At 72.8% G+C, this 16,235-nt stretch carries 14 protein-coding genes and 1 pseudogene; 7 read left to right on the top strand and 8 right to left on the bottom strand.

Features of this window, described 5'->3' with window-relative positions:
* Positions 1 to 3: 3 nt before the first annotated feature.
* Positions 4 to 2,244: a glycoside hydrolase family 3 N-terminal domain-containing protein gene (locus ACQP00_RS14475; protein WP_433219168.1), complete on the bottom strand. Its 2,241-nt coding sequence runs from the start codon at positions 2,242 to 2,244 to the stop codon at positions 4 to 6.
* Between the two features lie 117 nt (positions 2,245 to 2,361).
* Between ACQP00_RS14475 and ACQP00_RS14470 the strand changes: the two genes are divergently transcribed.
* Entirely contained in the window at positions 2,362 to 3,393 is a 1,032-nt protein-coding gene (locus ACQP00_RS14470) for a LacI family DNA-binding transcriptional regulator (RefSeq protein WP_433219167.1), read from the top strand.
* 563 nt (positions 3,394 to 3,956) lie between these two features.
* Here the strand turns inward: ACQP00_RS14470 and ACQP00_RS14465 are convergent.
* Entirely contained in the window at positions 3,957 to 4,340 is a 384-nt protein-coding gene (locus tag ACQP00_RS14465) for an HPF/RaiA family ribosome-associated protein (RefSeq protein WP_433219165.1), read from the bottom strand.
* A gap of 43 nt (positions 4,341 to 4,383) precedes the next feature.
* Positions 4,384 to 4,764, bottom strand: coding sequence for a MerR family transcriptional regulator (locus ACQP00_RS14460; protein WP_433219163.1), 381 nt, complete (start codon positions 4,762 to 4,764; stop codon positions 4,384 to 4,386).
* Positions 4,765 to 4,805: 41 nt separating this feature from the next.
* Here ACQP00_RS14460 and ACQP00_RS14455 point away from each other — a divergent pair, with 41 nt between their 5' ends.
* Positions 4,806 to 5,507, top strand: a complete 702-nt coding sequence (locus ACQP00_RS14455; protein WP_433219162.1) for an SDR family oxidoreductase — start codon at positions 4,806 to 4,808, stop codon at positions 5,505 to 5,507.
* A 141-nt stretch (positions 5,508 to 5,648) separates the two neighbouring features.
* Here ACQP00_RS14455 and ACQP00_RS14450 read toward each other — a convergent pair whose 3' ends face one another.
* On the bottom strand, positions 5,649 to 6,428 hold the full coding sequence (locus tag ACQP00_RS14450) for an SDR family NAD(P)-dependent oxidoreductase (RefSeq protein WP_433219160.1): 780 nt from the start codon (positions 6,426 to 6,428) through the stop codon (positions 5,649 to 5,651).
* A 467-nt stretch (positions 6,429 to 6,895) separates the two neighbouring features.
* Here ACQP00_RS14450 and ACQP00_RS14445 point away from each other — a divergent pair, with 467 nt between their 5' ends.
* A complete protein-coding gene (locus ACQP00_RS14445; protein ID WP_433219158.1) occupies positions 6,896 to 7,522 on the top strand; it encodes a hypothetical protein in 627 nt (208 codons plus the stop codon).
* 276 nt (positions 7,523 to 7,798) lie between these two features.
* Here the strand turns inward: ACQP00_RS14445 and ACQP00_RS14440 are convergent, their stop codons facing one another.
* Both ACQP00_RS14440 and ACQP00_RS14435 read right to left on the bottom strand, forming a co-directional pair.
* Positions 7,799 to 9,040 carry an NYN domain-containing protein gene (locus ACQP00_RS14440; protein ID WP_433219156.1) on the bottom strand — a complete coding sequence of 414 codons (1,242 nt, stop codon included), beginning with the start codon at positions 9,038 to 9,040 and terminating at the stop codon, positions 7,799 to 7,801.
* Positions 9,041 to 9,050: 10 nt separating this feature from the next.
* Positions 9,051 to 9,368, bottom strand: a complete 318-nt coding sequence (locus ACQP00_RS14435) for a TfoX/Sxy family protein (protein ID WP_433219154.1) — start codon at positions 9,366 to 9,368, stop codon at positions 9,051 to 9,053.
* Positions 9,369 to 9,546: 178 nt separating this feature from the next.
* On the opposite strand from ACQP00_RS14435, the gene ACQP00_RS14430 reads away from it, so the two are divergent.
* Positions 9,547 to 9,705, top strand: coding sequence for a hypothetical protein (locus tag ACQP00_RS14430; RefSeq protein ID WP_433060304.1), 159 nt, complete (start codon positions 9,547 to 9,549; stop codon positions 9,703 to 9,705).
* Positions 9,706 to 9,723: 18 nt separating this feature from the next.
* On the opposite strand, the gene ACQP00_RS14425 is transcribed toward ACQP00_RS14430, so the two are convergent.
* A complete protein-coding gene (locus ACQP00_RS14425) occupies positions 9,724 to 10,383 on the bottom strand; it encodes a response regulator (RefSeq protein WP_433219152.1) in 660 nt (219 codons plus the stop codon).
* Positions 10,376 to 11,506: a sensor histidine kinase gene (locus tag ACQP00_RS14420; protein WP_433219150.1), complete on the bottom strand. Its 1,131-nt coding sequence runs from the start codon at positions 11,504 to 11,506 to the stop codon at positions 10,376 to 10,378. The genes ACQP00_RS14425 and ACQP00_RS14420 overlap by 8 nt, the downstream gene beginning before the upstream one ends.
* Positions 11,507 to 11,684: 178 nt before the next feature.
* On the opposite strand from ACQP00_RS14420, the pseudogene ACQP00_RS14415 reads away from it, so the two are divergent.
* From ACQP00_RS14415 to ACQP00_RS14405, 3 genes and pseudogenes are all read left to right on the top strand, one after another.
* Positions 11,685 to 12,353, top strand: a pseudogene (locus ACQP00_RS14415) (ABC transporter ATP-binding protein); the annotation flags it as partial.
* A 175-nt stretch (positions 12,354 to 12,528) separates the two neighbouring features.
* A complete protein-coding gene (locus tag ACQP00_RS14410) occupies positions 12,529 to 13,200 on the top strand; it encodes an ABC transporter permease (RefSeq protein ID WP_433219149.1) in 672 nt (223 codons plus the stop codon).
* A 101-nt stretch (positions 13,201 to 13,301) separates the two neighbouring features.
* Positions 13,302 to 16,214 (top strand): PAS domain S-box protein, encoded by a 2,913-nt coding sequence (locus ACQP00_RS14405; protein WP_433219147.1) that lies wholly within the window; start codon positions 13,302 to 13,304, stop codon positions 16,212 to 16,214.
* Positions 16,215 to 16,235: the final 21 nt, after the last annotated feature.

Raw genomic sequence — 16,235 nt, 5'->3', positions numbered from 1 at the left:
GCGTCAGACGATCTCGAACCGGGCGGCGAGCAGGTCGGCGAGCTTGGAGCTGCGGCCGACCAGCAGCTCGAAGGTGCCCGGCTCGACGACCCGGCGGGCGTCGGCCGTGACCAGGGTGCAGGCGGCGGCCGGAAGCTCCAGGTCGACCGTGACCGTGGCGCCGGCGTCGACCGTGACCTGGGTGAAGGTCTTCAGCTCCCGCTCGGCCCACGTGACGCTGGTGACGAGGTCACTGACGTACACCTGGACGGTCTCCGGGGAAGGGCGCGAACCGGTGTTGCTGATCGTCACGCTGGCCCGCACGACCCCGTCGGCGGGGACCGTGGCGTCCTCGATGCGCAGGTCGGAGTAGGTGACGGCGGAATAGGACAGGCCCTCGCCGAACGCGAAGAGCGGCTCCTGGGTCAGGTCGGCGTAGCGGTTGCCGTGCTGGCCGCGGAGCTGGTTGTAGTACACCGGCAGCTGCCCGGCGTGGCGCGCGAAGGAGATCGGCAGGCGCCCGGCCGGCTCGATCTGGCCGAGGAGCAGCTCGGCGACGGCGCGGCCGCCCTGCATGCCCGGGTTGAACGCCTCGATGATCGCCGCGGCGCGCTCGGCCGAGGCGGGCAGCGTCGACGGCTTGCCCTGGATGAGGACCACGACGACCGGCTTGCCGGTGGCCACCAGCGCGTCGAGCAGCGCCGCCTGGCCGCCCTGCAGGTCGAGGGTGGCGGTGGACTTGCCCTCGCCGGTCAGCGCCACGTTGTCGCCGAGCACGGCCACGACCACGTCGCTGGACTCGGCCAGCGCGACCGCGTCGGCGATGGCGGCCGGGTCGGCGGGCGCGGCCTGGAACAGCGGCGGGCGGGGCTGGCCGTCGGGGAAGTGGGTGCCGTCCGGGTCGGGCTGCAGGCTGCCGATCTCGGCGCCCGCCCGGTAGGTGACCTCCCAGCCGTCCGGCAGCGCCTTGCGCAGCCCGTCCAGCACGGTGATGACGGTCTCGCGCGGGTGGCCGTCGGGCATCCAGTCGACCTGGCCCGAGGCGCCGGCCCAGTCGCCGAGCTGGTTGTGCGGGTCGTCGGCGTTGGGGCCGACGAGCGCGATCCGGCGCACGTCCCCGCCCAGCGGCAGGGTGCCGTCGTTGCGCAGCAGCACGAGGGAGCGGCGGGCCACCTCGAGGTTGAGCTCGGTGTGCGGGGCCGAGCCGATGACCGCGGCCTGGCGCTCGGCGTCGGCGCCGCGGGGGTTCTCGAACAGGCCCAGCTCGAACTTCAGGCGGAGGATGCGCCGTACCGCATCGTCGATCTTCGCCTCGGCGAGTTTCCCGCTCGCCACCGCCGTCTGGGCCGCCTCGAAGAACGCCGGGGTGGTCATGATGAGGTCGTTGCCGGACTCGACGGCGATGGTCGCGGCCACCACGTCGTCGGCGGCGACCTTCTGCTCCCACACCATCCGCCCGACGTTGTCCCAGTCGGTGACCAGCGTGCCGGGGAAGCCCCACTCGCGCTTGAGCACGCCGTCGAGCAGCCAGCGGTTGGCGGTGACGGGGACGCCGTCGATCGACTGGTACCCGAGCATGAACACCGCGCAGCCCGCCTCCACCGCGCGCTGGAACGGCGGCAGGAACCACGAGCGCAGTTTGCGCGGGGTGATGTCGGCCTCGCTGGCGTCGCGGCCGCCCTGGGTCTCGGAGTAGCCGGCGAAGTGCTTGGCCGTCGCCAGTACCGCGGTCGTGTCGTTGAGACCGCCGCCCTGGTACCCGCTGATCATGGCCGCGCCCAGCTCGCCGATCAGGTAGGGGTCCTCGCCGAACGTCTCGTCGACGCGGCCCCAGCGCAGGTCGCGGGCGATGCACAGCACCGGGGAGAACGTCCAGTGCAGGCCGGTCGTGGAGATCTCGGTCGCGGCCACCCGGGCCGCCCGCTCCACCAGCGCCGGGTCCCAGCTGCAGGCCATGCCGAGCTGGGTCGGGAACACGGTCGCGCCCGGCCAGAACGCGTGGCCGTGGATGCAGTCGTCGGCCATCAGCAGCGGAATGCGCAGCCGGGTGGTCTCCACCATGGCCATCGCCTCGCGGATGCGCGCGGGCGAGGCGTGCAGCAGCGAGCCCGCGGTCTTGGTGAGGACCGCCTCGGCCAGGTCCAGCCGCGCGTCGAGCTGCAACATCTGCCCGACCTTCTCGGCGAGGGTCATGCGCCCGACGAGGTCCTCGACTCGCTCGGCCACGGGGAGCGTGGCGTCCTGGTACGGGAGTCGCTCGGTCACAGTCGTCACGATCCGTCGTCCTCTAGGTCGGAAACTTTTTCGTGGAGTTTCGTGTTGTACCGAAGGTATGGGTAACCTACTCTGCTGTCAACGCGTGAAACAGTTTCGGGAGGGTGGATGAGCGACCAGCCCGTGCGCGTCACCCTCGAGGACGTCGCCCAGGCCGCCGGGGTGTCCAAGGCGACCGCGTCGAAGGTCCTGAACAAGCGGCCGAACGTCGATCCCCGCACCCGCGCGAAGGTCGAGGAGACGATCACCGCGCTCGGATACGTGCCCAGCACCGGCCCCCGCGAGCCTCAGACCGAGCTCGTCGTCGACGTGGTCTTCGACTCCATGGTCAGCATGTACTCCCTGCAGGTCCTGCACGGCATCCTGACCGGCGCCCGCGACCTCGGCGTCGAGCTGGCCGTCGACGTCCTGGACCGCGAGGGCCGCGCCGGCCTGCCGCTCAGCGACGCCTGGCTGGTCCGCGCCGCGTCCCGCCGCCGCCTCGGGGTCATCGTCGTCTCGCTGGCCCTGACCGCCGAGCAGGTGCGCACCGTCGACGAGCTCGGCCTGTCCCTCGTCTCGGTGGACCTGACCGGCGCGTTCGGCACCGGACTGGCCAGCGTGGCCGCGACCAACTTCGCCGGCGGTACGCAGGCCACCGAGCACCTCGTCGCGCTCGGCCATCGCCGCATCGGCTTCGCCGGCCTGCCCGCCAACATCGCGGCGTCCCGGGAGCGGCTGCACGGGTACCGCAACGCCTTGGAACTCGCCGGCATCGAGGCCGACCCGGCCCTCGTGGTGCACGGCGGCTTCACCGCCGAGGCGGGCTGCCGGATGGCCCTGGACCTGCTCGGCCGCCCCGACCCGCCGACCGCCATCTTCGCCGCGTGCGACGGGGCCGCGCTCGGCGTGTTCGAGGCGGCCCGCCGCCTGGGCCGGCGCGTCCCGCAGGACCTGTCGGTGGTGGGCTTCGACGACATCGAACCGGCCAAGCTGTCCTCTCCCCCGCTGACCACCGTCCACCAGCCGATCGCCGACATGGGCCGGGTCGCGGTACGCACACTGCACACCCTGGCCCGCGGCGGCACCCCGGACTCGATGCACGTCCAACTGGCCACCCACTTGGTCGTCCGCGAGTCGACTGCGCCGTTGCTGGCCTAAGAACGGTGGGGGAGCTCCGCTCCACCCACACCCCCTCAACACCGCACCGGGTCCTACGCGTGGCGAAACGTCATGCTGCTGTGGGGCCTCGCCGACTCTTAGGGCGGCGTCACGTCGGCCGGTTCGTGGTTCTCGCCGCCCTCGCCGTCCTCGCCGTCGGAGGTGTGGTTGTGTGCCGGTTGCGCTCCCGGCCCCTTGGCACCGTGACTCGACCGGATCGGCTTGACCTGCTCCCCGGCTTCCCTGCTGCCTTGCTCCCCTGCTCCGTTGCTCCCCTGCTCCGTTGCTCCCCTGCTCCGTTGCTCCCCTGCTCCGTTGCTCCCCTGCTCCGTTGCTCCCCTGCTCCGTTGCTCCCCTGCGAACACGAAAAGTCCGGCGCAAGCGCCGGACTTTTCGGACTTATCACGATTTAACGGTGCGCGCACCCTTCGACAAGCGTTTCCGCATCTCACGGCTCCGAGACCGTGCGACGCGGCGGGACAGCGCGACCGTGCGGTGCCGTGCGACGCGAACGTGCGACGCGGCCGTGCGACGCGGCCGTGCGACGCGGTTGGAGGACGGTGCTACTGCAGCTCGCCCGGCTCCTCCGGTTCCGGCCGCTCGCGCAGGTGGCGGTTGTTGCGCGGCTCCTGGCGGGTCTTGCTGTCGTTGAGCTTGCGGCGCAGGTCGTCCCGCACGTCGTGGAGCGCGGCGAGCAGTTCCTCCTCGCCCGAGGTGGTGACGATCTTCTGCCGCCCGGCGATCCAGCACTCGAGCGTGACCTTCTGCCCGGGTGCCTCGCGGTCCTTCACCGACACCTCGATCTCGGTGGCGTCGGCCTTGAACGCCGCGAGCCGTGCGTCGAGCGTGGCGAACTGCTCGGCGATCCAGTTGCGGTCGCCTTGCGAGAACCCGGCGCCCACGCGCAGGCACTTGTCGACGGTGGCTGGATCCGTGGCAACACTCATCACATCTCCCTCGAAACCGGCAAAACAGCGTTCTGAGGGATCTCTACCCAGCGAGCGCATGCTCAAAAACCCTGCAGCCGCTCGCGGGGCTCTCGCTGCGCGCGATGACCGCGTCCAGCCGGTCCCGTGCGGTCAGGAGCCGGTCGATCTGCTCCGAGATGCGGGCGCGCTCGGCTCGCAGCAGCGCCCGCGACTCGGGCGTGTTCACCTTGGCGTCGACGCACGGGAGCAGGTCGAGGATCGAGCGGCTGGAGAGGCCGGCGGCGTACAGCGTCTGGATCAGCCGTACCCGCTCCACGGCGCTGTCGGCGTAGTGGCGTTGCCCGCTGCCGCTGCGGGCCGGGGCGAGCAGGCGCTGCTCCTCGTAGTAGCGCAGGGCCCGCACTGAGACCCCGGTCTCACTGGCCAGTTCACCGATGCGCATCCTTGCCCCTCACGTCAGCGTCAGGTTTTAGCGTAGCCCGCATGCAGATCAACGGTTCCGTCGCGCTGGTCACCGGCGCCAACCGCGGCCTCGGCCGCCACTTCGTCCGCCAGTTGCTGGAGCGCGGCGCGGCCAAGGTGTACGCCACCGCGCGCGACCCCGAGCGCATCGACATTCCCGGCGTCTCGCGGCTGCGGCTGGACATCACCGACCCGGCCCAGGTCGCCGCCGCGGCCGCGGCCGCACCTGACGTCACACTGCTGGTGAACAACGCCGGCATCTCGACGTCCACCAACCTCGTCACCGGCGACCTGGACGGTATCCGCCGCGAGCTCGACACGCACTTCTACGGCACCCTCGCCGTGGTGCGCGCGTTCGCCCCGGTGCTGGGGAACAACGGCGGCGGGGCGATCCTGAACGTGCTCTCGGCGATGTCCTGGTTCTCGTACGACGGCGCCAACGCCTACAGCGTGGCCAAAGCCGCCCAGTGGGCCCTGACCAACGGCGTGCGCCTCGAGCTGGCGGCCCAGGGCACCCTCGTGACCGGCCTGCACCTGGGCGCGGCGGACACCGACATGATGGCCGGCTACGACGGCGAGAAGGCCGACCCGGCCGAGATCGTCCGGGCCGGCCTCGACGGACTCGCCGCCGGGCGCATCGAGGTGCTGGCCGACGACTGGAGCAGCCACGTGAAGGCGTCGCTGGCCGCCGACCCCCGCGAGTTCTACACCGCGGTCGTCTAAGGCTCGCGAAGGCGTCACTGGCCGCCGACCCGCGCGCGTTCTACACCGCGGTCGTCTGAGGCTCGCGAAAGCGTCACCGACCGCCGACCCGCGCGCGTTCTGCACCGCGGTCGTCTGAGGCGCGCGCGGCGGCGCGGGTGCTCAGATCCGGTGCATCCCCCACCCGCCGTCGATCATGATGGTCTGCCCCGTGATGTAGGTGGCGTCGTCGCTGGCCAGGAATGCGACCAAGGCGCCGATGTCCGTGCGGGTGTCACCGATCCGCTGCACGGGAACCTTCGCGAGGGCGGCGTTGTACCCGTCCGGATCGAAGCGCTCCCACAGCTGCGCCCCTTCCGAGTTGGCGAACGGGCACACCACGTTGACGCGTACGCCGGCCGGGCCCCACTCGGTCGCCGCCACCTTGGAGAAGCCGCGGACGGCCTCCTTGGCGGCGGCGTACGTGGCCCAGCCCGCCTGCCCCTCGGTCCCGGCGCTGGAGCCGAGGTTGACCACCGACCCGCGGCCGCTCGCGACCAAATGCGGGAACGCGGCCCTCATGAGGCGGAACGTGGCCCGCGGCCCGGTGTCGAAGACGAGGTCGTAGTCGGCGTCGCTGTGCTCGGTGAACGGGCCGGCCGCCCGCGTGGCGATCGCGTTGTTCACCAGCACGTCGAGCCGGCCGAACGCCTCGACCGCGGCGGCCACGATCCGCTCGGGCTGGTCCTGCTCGCGGATGTCGGACAGCAACGAAGCCACCTGAGTGCCTTCCAGGCCCTTCACGGTGGCGTCGAGCGTGTCGGCGTTGTGGTCCACGAGCAGCACCGCGGCCCCCCGCTCGGCCAGCGCCTGGGCGATACCGCGCCCGATACCCTGGGCCGCCCCGGTGACGATGGCGACCTTCCCGCCCAGCCCGGTCCCGCTCGCATAGGTGTTGGTCATTCGCAGAAGGTAATCGATGGATCAGCCGCGAGGTAGGGACAGCCCCACCATCGATCCGGGGGCGCGCGGGGCTGATTCGCCACCCGGCGCACGGGATGGTCGACGCATGTCGAACTCTCATGCGGTTGCCGGCCGGTGGCACCGGCCGTTAACAGGGCTGGCGGCCGTCATGGGCCTGCTCACCCTCGTGGCGCTCGGCGGGCTGCTGCTCGACGACCGCACCATCGGCGGCTCCCCCGCCTGGCTCAAGCCCTTCAAATTCGCGGTTTCCCTCGGCTTGTACGCCCTGACGCTCGCCTGGCTCCTACGCTTCACCAAACCGGGCGCGGCGCACCGGGTGGTGGGCGGCCACCTTCGTCGCGCTCGCGTCGGCCGGGGAGATGGTCGCCATCCTCATTCAAGCGGTTCGCGGGCGCGCGAGCCACTTCAACGTTGCTACACCGACGGATGCGCTGATCTGGAACCTCATGGGCGCCACGGTGATGGTGCTGTGGACGGCCAGCCTCATCGTCGCCGTCGTCGTGGCGGTGCAGAAGGACACCGATCCGGTGGTGCGTTCGGCGGCGCGGCTCGGGTTCGTCATCTCGCTGGCCGGCATGGCGCTCGGCTTCATCATGACGTCGCCGACGGCCGCGCAGGAGGAGGCCCTCGAGAGCAAGACCGCCACGATGATCGGGGCGCACAGCGTCGGAGTAGCGGACGGCGGGCCGTCGATGCCGGTCACCGGCTGGGCGACGACCGGCGGGGACCTGCGCATCCCGCACTTCGCCGGGATTCACGCGCTGCAGGTGCTGCCGCTGCTCGCGTTGCTGCTGGCCGTGGTCGCGGCGAAGTACCCCATCCGGACAAGGCGGAACGTGGTTCGCGTGACGGCGGCCGCATATGCGGGACTTGTCACGCTCCTCACGTGGCAGGCACTGCGCGGGCAACCGCTGCTGCAGCCGGACCTCAAGACGCTCGCCGCGCTCGGCGGGCTGGCCGTGCTCACCTGCGCCGGCGTCGCGCTCGCGATGAAGAAGCGCTACCCGGAAGGGAAACCCAGGCCGACCGCGCTCACCGATGCCGGCGTCGCGCCGGCGATGCAGCAGCGCTAGGCGGAAGGCGAACCCAGACCGGCCACGCTCGCCGACACCGACACCGACACCGACGCCTGCGCCGCGCCGGCGACGCAGCAGCGCTACGCGGAAGGCGAACCCAGGCCGGCCACGCTCGCCGAAACCGAAACCGAAACCGACACCGACGCCCGCGACGCAGCAGCGCTACGCGGCAGGCGAACCCAGACCGGCCACGCTCACCGACGCCGACACCGACACCGACACCGACACCGACACCGACACCGAAGCCGGCGTCGTGCCGGCGATGCAGGAGCGCTACGCGGAAGGGGAGCCCAGCCAGGAGCGCACGTCGTTGGCCTCCTCGTCGGTGAACGGGATCTGAGCCGCTTCCGCGCGGCTCAGCACGTTGTTCACGAACGCCGAGGCGATCTCCGCGGGGGTGGGCGGGGGCTGGCGGTGCAGCGGGAAGCCGCCGAACGACGTGCCCCGCACCACGAAGGCGACCGCGCCGCGGCTGACCGGGACGCCGTTGTCGCGCAGGCGGTCCCGGGACCAGCTGGTGCACTGGGTCAGGTTGAAGCGGTGCTCGCGTGCGTAAGCCGAGAGGGTCTCGTAGATGGACGGCCACCACGCCTCGGGCAGCCGCGGCAGGCTCAGCTGGTCGGCGAGGCGCTCGACCGGTTCGGGCAGCGCGGTGCGGGGCGCGCCGGGAGCGGCGGGCTCCGGCGGGTCGTGCCGGTGCTCGTCCCACAGCAGGTGCTGGGACATGTGCAGGCCCGGCAGGTCCAGCGTCTCCAGGGCGCGGGCGAAGGAGCCGAAGCCGAACCAGTTGCTGGTGCCGACGATCGGGCCGAGCTCGCTGCGCAGCCGGTACGCGAGGGCGGCCATGTTCAGCGGCGAGTCGGCCGCTTCGTACTCCGCGGTCACGATGGTCCGGAACTGCTCGTAGGCTTCATCGGGTACAAAATCCGCGGTTGTTTCGTCGTCGAGGTCGTCGAGGTCCACCGGCTCGCCCTGAATGAGGGCGAGGAGCTGCTGGCTGTCGAGCAGCTGGTCGGCGATGGCGGTGAAGGCCTCGGCGGCGTCGGCCGGGGAGACGATCATCGTGCGGCGGTCGGCCCGGCGCAGGCGCTGCAGCAGCGGGGTCATGTCGGAGTCGCCGGACGCGATGACGAACTCCTCGTAGCGGGTGTCGTCGGCCAAGGCGTCGACGGCGTCCACCACAATGCGGATGTCGGCCGCATTCTTCGTGGCGTTGTAGCGCGGGCAGTCGATGACCTCGAACCCCGCGCGCACGAACGAGGGGCGGAAGCGGGAGAAGTACAATCGCGTCGGTTCGCCCTTGTCGTCGCGGTGGTTGACCCAGCCCGCCGGATTGAGGTAGCAGCGCAGGATCAGCCAGCGGCGGGGCGCGTCGGCGGTCAGCGTGGTGGCCAGCCGGCGCAGCCACACGCCGGGCTCGGTGGCGAACTGGACGGCGACCTCGGGGTCGAGCTTGAACAGCCCGCTGAACACGTTGTCGAAGTCGAGGAAGAACGCCGTCCGGGTGGGTGCCATCCGAAGCACCCTACTTCGGTGGCAGCGTGGCGACGAACTGGCTCGCGCGCGCGAGCCAGTGGTCGAGGTCGGCGTCATCCAGGTATTCGCCCGCCACCACCACCCATCCGCGCATCGGGCGGCGGGTGAGGCCGAACTCGCGCACGCCGGGCGTGCCCAGGGCGGCCGGCGCGTCGACGGGGCCGAGGCGGACGAGCAGATCGTCGTCGTACGCGCCGACGGCCAAGTTGCCGTTGATCATGAACGCCACGCCGCCGAACATACGCTTCTCGACCGCGTCCGGGAGCCGTTCGCGCAGTCGCCCGGCAAGGACCTCGTCATGCGCCATGGTATGAGATTCAACACCGTACGAGCACTCGTTCGCTGAGTGAACGGTCATGAATGTTGGGTTCCTGTGTTGCTATCGTTTTGCCGGATCACGCTCGATGATATGCACCACCTTCACTGAGTGTCATCCAGCCGCTACTCTGAATGCCCGGCGTCCTGATTGGGGAGGAAAAGCCACCATGGTCAAGAAGATCCTCAGATGGGGTGGCCTGGCGTTCCTGGTGTTCTTCATCGCGTACCGGCCGCAGTCCGCGGCGAACGTGGTGACGTCCATCGGCGGCGGCCTCCTCGACATCGCCAACGGCTTCGGCGACTTCTTCGCCAGCCTGGGCAGCTGAGGCTCGGGCGACAGACTCCTACGACGAGGCGTCCTGCACCAGCAGGGCGATCTGCACCCGGTTGTTGAGCGCGAGCTTGGCCAGCAGCCGCGAGACGTGCGCCTTCACGGTCGGCACGCTCATCCGCAGCGAGGCGGCGATCTCCGCGTTCGAGCTTCCCTGACCGACGGCCGCGGCCACCTCGCGCTCGCGGCCGGTCAGGCGGGCCAGCCGTTCGCGGGCCTCGGCCCGGCGGGCGGCGGCGGCCGGATCGGCGACTCGGTCGATGAGCCGGCGGGTCACGGCCGGGGACAGCATCGCCTCGCCGGCCGCGACGATCCGCACGGCCCGCAGGATCTCCAGCGGCGGCGTGTCCTTGAGCAGGAACCCGCCCGCCCCGGCCCGCAGCGCCCGCAGCACGTAGTCGTCGGCGTCGAACGTGGTGAGCACGATGATCTGCGGCGCTCGCGGCCGCGCCCGCAGCCGCTCGGTCGCGACGAGCCCGTCGACGCGCGGCATCCGGATGTCCATGAGGATCACGTCGGGTGCGTGCGCATCGGTGAGCGCGACCGCTTCCGCCCCGTCGGCGCCCTCGGCCACCACCTCGATGTCGCCGGCCCCGCGCAGCAGCATCGCCAGCCCGGCCCGCACGAAAGGGTCGTCGTCGACGATTGCGAGCCGGATCGGGCGCTCAGCCATGGTCGGTCGTCCACGGCAGCCACGCGGTCAGGCGGAAGGACGCCCCCTCGAAGCCGTGCTGCAACCGGCCGCCGACGAGCTCCACGCGCTCGGCGAGACCGATGAGCCCGGTGCCGGAGCCGGGCACACCCGACGACGCGGTCAACGGATTGCACACCTCCACCCGGATTCCGGTGTCGGGCGCGCCAATCACGACCACCTGCACGGGGGTACCGGCGGCGTGCTTGCGCGCGTTGGTCAGGGCTTCCTGAATCAGGCGGTACACCGTGCGGCCGATCGTCGCGTCGGGCGGTCCGGAACCTTCCAACGCGCACTCGTACAGCGCCCCGGAGGACGCGATCAGCGCGGGGACGTCGCCCAGGGTCGGCTGTGGGGCCTCAATCGACCGAAACGGTGAAGTGTCACGCAAAACGCCGATGACGGCGCGCAGCTCCCCCAGGGCCTCGTGCGCGTTGCTGCGGATGACTCCCGCCGCCGAGGCCACCTCGTCCGGCGACGCGTCCGTGCGCACCTCCAGCGCCCCCGCGTGCAGGCTCACCAGCGACAGCCGGTGGGCGAGGACGTCGTGCATCTCGCGGGCGATCCGGGTGCGCTCGGTCAGCCGCGCCTGCTCGACGCGCAGCTGCTGCTCCGCCTCCAGCCGCGCGGCCCGGTCCCGCAGCGACGCGACGAGGCGGCGCTGCGCCCCGGCGAACAGCCCCCAGCCCAGCGCGCCGGCGAGGATCGCGCCGCGGACGACGAGGTCGATGGCGAGGGGGTGGCGGGGGTCGGTCTGCAGCAGGAAGTACACGATGACGGAGAGCATGTCGGCCAGCGCCACCACGATCGCCGTCCGGGCCCGGCAGCGCACCGCGACGGCGAACACCGACACGGCCAGGGCCGGGGTGACGGAGCCGGCGACCGCGCCCGCCGGGACCAGCAGAAGGGCCACAAACAAAGGACTGCTGCGGCGGTACCACACGAGCAGGCTCCCCACCGCCCCCACCACCGCGTCCGCGCGCCACGACAGGGCCGGATCGGCACCGGGCCGCGCCCACCCGGCGTCGCCGAAGCGCAGCAGCAGCCCCCCGAGCGCGAGGCACCCGAGCACGCAGGCCGCGTCGGCGATCCGCTTGCGTGACATGTCCGAAGAGTACGGCGGCACGGCCGCATCCGGGACCGACCAAAGTCGGGGGTGCGGGCCGACCCCGGGCGGATGTCCGCGCACCCCGCCGGGCCGCAGGCGGGACCGACCAAAGTCGGGGGTGCGGGCCGACCCCAGGCGGATGTCCGCGCACCCCGCCGGGCCGCACGCTGGCCACATGATCGAAGTGCAAGAGCTGTCCGGGGTGTACGTCCACGACGTATCCTTCCGCTGCGAACCCGGCACGGTCACGGGGTTCCTCGGCCCCAACGGCGCCGGCAAGTCCACGACGCTGCGCATGATCTGCGGCCTGACCCGCCCGGCCCGGGGACGGGCGACGGTGTGCGGCCACGAGTACCGCGAGCTGCCCACCCCCGGCCGCCGCTGCGGCGTGCTGCTCGACGCGGCCGCCCAGCACGCGGGCCGCACCGGGCGGGAGACACTGCTGGTGTCAGCCCGGCTCCTGCGCCTGCCGCCCGCCCGGGTGGACACGCTCCTGGAGCAGGTGGGCCTGAGCGCGGCCGCCCGCCGCCGGGTCGGCGACTACTCGCTGGGCATGCGCCAGCGGCTGGGGATCGCCCATGCTTTGCTCGGCGCGCCCGAGGTGCTGATCCTCGACGAGCCGGCCAACGGCCTGGACCCGCAGGGCATGCGCTGGCTGCGCGACCTGCTGGCCGGTCACGCGGCCGCGGGCGGGACGGTGCTGCTCTCCTCGCACCTGCTCGCCGAGGTTGAGCGGATCGCCGATCGCCTGGTCGTCATCGCCCGCGGCCGGATCGTCGCCCAGGGCACGCCCGCCTCCCTCGCCGGTGGGGGCAGCCTGGAGGACGAGTTCCTGCGCCTGACCGGAGGCCTGAGCGGAGGCCCGACCGGAGGCCTGAGCGGAGGCCCGACCGGAAGCCTGAGCGGAGGCCCGACCGGAAGCCCGACCGGAAGCCCGAATGGAAGCCCGAACGGAGGGCCGGCGCGATGAACCTCGTGCCGGTCAAGTTGCGCAAGGCCGTCGACACCCAGGAGGCGCGATGAACCTCGTGCTGGTCGAGTTGCGCAAGGCCGTCGACACCCGGGCGGCGCGGTGGCTGCTCGCGACCGTCGCCGTCCTCACCGTCACGGCGCCGCTGGTGCAGACCGGCGCGCGGACGTTCCCGGACCTGGCCGCCGCCGCCCAGCTCCCGGTGTCGATCCTGCTGCCCGTCCTCGCGGTGCTGAGCGTGACCAGCGAATGGTCGCAGCGCACCGCCCTGACCACCTTCGCGCTGGTACCGCGGCGCCACCGGGTCGTCCTCGCCAAGCTGGCCGCCGTCACGCTGCTGGGCCTGGCCGCGGCCCTGTTCGCCCTCGGCTGCGCGGCCGCGTTCGCCGGCGCCGTGGACCTCACCGTGGCCGGCCAGCTGGTGCTGGTCGAGCTGGCCACGATGCTGTGCGGATTCGGCTTCGGGCTGCTGGTGCTGGCCTCGGCGCCGGGCGTGGCCGCCTACTACGTGCTGCCGATCGCCTGGGCCGCCGCCGGCCGCCTGGTGCCCGCCCTGGATCCGGCCGCGAGCTGGCTGGACCTGAGCCGGACCCGGGTACCTCTCGCCACCACGAACGTGAGCGCCGACGAGTGGGCCCGCTTCGGCGCCTCGGCCGCCCTGTGGGTCGCGCTCCCGGTGCTGCTGGGGCTCCTGAGAACGGCGCGCGCCGACGTGCGGTGAACCGCCCCGACTGCCGACTGGTGCGGCTGCCCGAAGAGACGCCGATCGGCCGCATGTTGCGAGAGCCTCAGGTCCGGGAGAGGCCCGCCGATCATGAGGTTGTGACCGTCGGTCTGCTCGAGCGGCTCGACGAGCAGTCGCGCGCGCAACTGCTCGCCGAGGTCTTCGAGCGCAGCGCCATCGCCAAGGCGGTGGCGACCATGGGCGGCGAGCTGGCCGAGGTCAACGACGCCTTCTGTGTGCTCACCGGGTATCGCCGCGAGGAGCTCGTCGGCCGCCCCCTCGCGCTGCTGCTGCACCCCGACGAGCCCTTCGGCGGCTTCACCGAGGCGACCTGCGAGCGGCAGATCGTGCGCCGCAACGGCGTCAAGGTCTGGATCAGCACGCGGACGCTGCTGGTCGCCGGGGGCCGCCTCGCCGTGCTGGAGTCCATGGAGAGCACCGACCGGCATGCGCTCGCCGATCGTGCGGCCCGGTCCCAGGACGAGGCGCGGCGGCTGCGCACGACGATCGTGGTCCAGCGGGAGATCGCCGCGGCCGCCGGGGACCGTGACGCCGTGCTGAGTCTCACCGCCGAGCGGGCGCTGCAGGTCATGCCCGAGGGCGAGGGCGCCGCCGTGCACCTGCTCGACGCGACCGGGGAGGGGCTGCCGATGGTCGCCGTGGCCGGGTTCGCGCCGGCCGGGGCCGCCGGGCCGCAGTTGCCGATGACCGGCTCCATCGCCGGCCTGGCCATCTCCACCCGCTCGACGCTGCGCTGCGACGACACCGCGACCGACCCGCGCGCGGGCACCCGGCTCGGGCAGGCCACCGGCATCCGCTCCCTGGTCATCGCGCCGCTGCTGCGCCCCGAGGGCCCGATCGGCGTGCTCGCCGTCATCGCGCGGCGGGCACACGCGTTCGACGAGGCCGACGAGCAGCAGCTGACTCTGCTCGCCGACGCGCTCACCGGGGCGCTGCGGCACGCCGAGCACGCCGAGCGCACGCAGGAGCTGCTGCACGAGGCGACCGAGACCAACGCCGAGCTGGCCCGGCAGCGGGCCGCCGCGCTGGCCGCGGTCGAGCGCCTGGGGCACAGCGAGCGGCGCTTCGCCGAGGTGTTCGACCACAGCCCGCTCGCCAAGGCCGTGGTGGGGCTGCGCGGCCCCGAGTACGGCCGGATCGTGCTGGCCAACCCGGCCTTCAGCGAGCTCGTCGGCCTGGACCCGGACGAGGTCGGCGGGCGGGAGCTGGGCGAGCTCATCGCGATTCCCCGCGACCGGTTCGACCTCGCGCTCGCCTCCCTCGCCGACGGCCGCCGGCACCGCAGCGCCCGCGAGGCGGCCATGCGGCGCCGGGACGGGACGCTGGTGCACGTGGCCGCGCACACGTCGGTCATCAGCGACGGTGAGGGCCCGGCGGCGGCCGTGGTCCAGCTGCTGGACGTGACCCGGGAGCGGGCCGCGGCGTTGGCCCTGGCGCGCAGCGAGGAGCAGTTCCGGGCGGCGTTCGCGGGCAGCCCGCTCGGGCTGGTGCTGTGCGACGAGGCCGACGTGTTCCGCCAGGCCAACCCGGCCGCGGCCGCGCTGACCGGGCGCAGCGCCGGGGAGCTGGCCGGGCTGCGGTACTTCGACGTCACCGACCCGCGCGACCTGGCCACCGCCACCGACGCGCGGACCGGGCTGCGGGCGGGCGGGCAGGTGCAGTACGACCAAAGGGTGCTCCGCCCCGACGGGCGCACCGTGTGGGCGCGGGTCACGCTCTCCGTCGTGCCGGGGCCGCTGGGCGAGCCGTGGCGGCTGATGCAGCTGCAGGACATCGCGGCCGAGCGGGCCGCCACCCGGGCCACCGAGCGGGAGCTGCGCCGGCTCGAACACACGGTGCGGGTGCAGCGCGAGCTCATCGCGGCCGCGGCCGACCGGGACGCGGCGCTGCGGGTGGTCGCCGAGCGGGCGGTCGAGCTGTTCCCGGCGGCCGACGGGGCCGCGGTGTCCCTGGCCGAGGGCCCGGAGCTGGTGTACGCCGCGACGGCGGGCACGATCGCGGACGCGCGCGGCTGGCGGCTGCGCGCCGACGGCTCGCTCGGCGGCTCGGTGATGGCCGCGGACGCGCCCGCGCACTGCCGCGACGCCGCCACCGACCCGCGGGTGGACCGCGAGACCTGCGACCGGCTCGGCATCGCCGCGATGCTCGTCGCGCCGCTGCACGCCGACGGCGTCGTGTTCGGCGCGCTGCTGGTCTCCTCGCAGCGCGCCGAGGTGTTCGACGACGCCGACGAGCAGCAGCTGGCCCTGCTCGCCGAGGCGCTCGGCTCGGCCCTGCGGCACGCCGACGACGCGGCCGCGCTCGCCGCCCGCAACACCGAGCTGGAGGAGGCGAACCGGCTCAAGCGCGACCTCATCGGCATGCTCGGGCACGAGCTGGGCAACCCCCTGGCGGCGATCCTCGGGTACACGGAAATCGCCTCCGACACCTGGGATACGCTCGGCGCCGGGATGCGCACCAAGGTGGTCGACGGCATCACCCGCCAGGCGCACCGCCTCGACGGCATCGTGCAGGAGGTGCTCACGATGGTCCGCAGCGAGGCGGGCACGCTGAGCGCCAAGCGGGTGCCGGTTGCGCTGGGCGGCCAGATCGCGCTGGCCCTGGCCAACGCCGGTGCGGAGGGCGTACCGGTGTCCGGGCCGGACGCGGGCGTGCTGGTCGACCCGGGGCAGCTGCAGCAGATCCTCACCAACCTGCTGAGCAACGCGGCGAAGTACGGCGGCGGCGCGACCGCGATCCGGGTGCACGCCGGCGCGGGGCGGGTGCGGGTGGCCGTCGAGGACCGCGGGCCCGGCGTGCCCGAGGACTTCCGCGACCGGCTGTTCGAGCGGCTGGCCCGGGCCGAGCGGGATGCGGCCAAGGTGCGCGGGACGGGGCTCGGGCTGTACATCGTGCGCAACCTGGCCCAGGCCAACGGGGCCGACGTGATCTTCGAGCCGAACCCCGGCGGCGGCTCCGTGTTCGTCGTCGACCTCGAAGCCTGCCCTTGACCGCAGACATCGACCGGAGTG

Source organism: Dactylosporangium sp. CS-047395 (genome assembly GCF_050942185.1).
In the GTDB taxonomy this organism is placed as follows: domain Bacteria; phylum Actinomycetota; class Actinomycetes; order Mycobacteriales; family Micromonosporaceae; genus Dactylosporangium.
The sequence above is the reverse complement of the archived record's forward strand: the minus strand, read 5'-3'. Positions and strand labels throughout refer to the sequence as shown.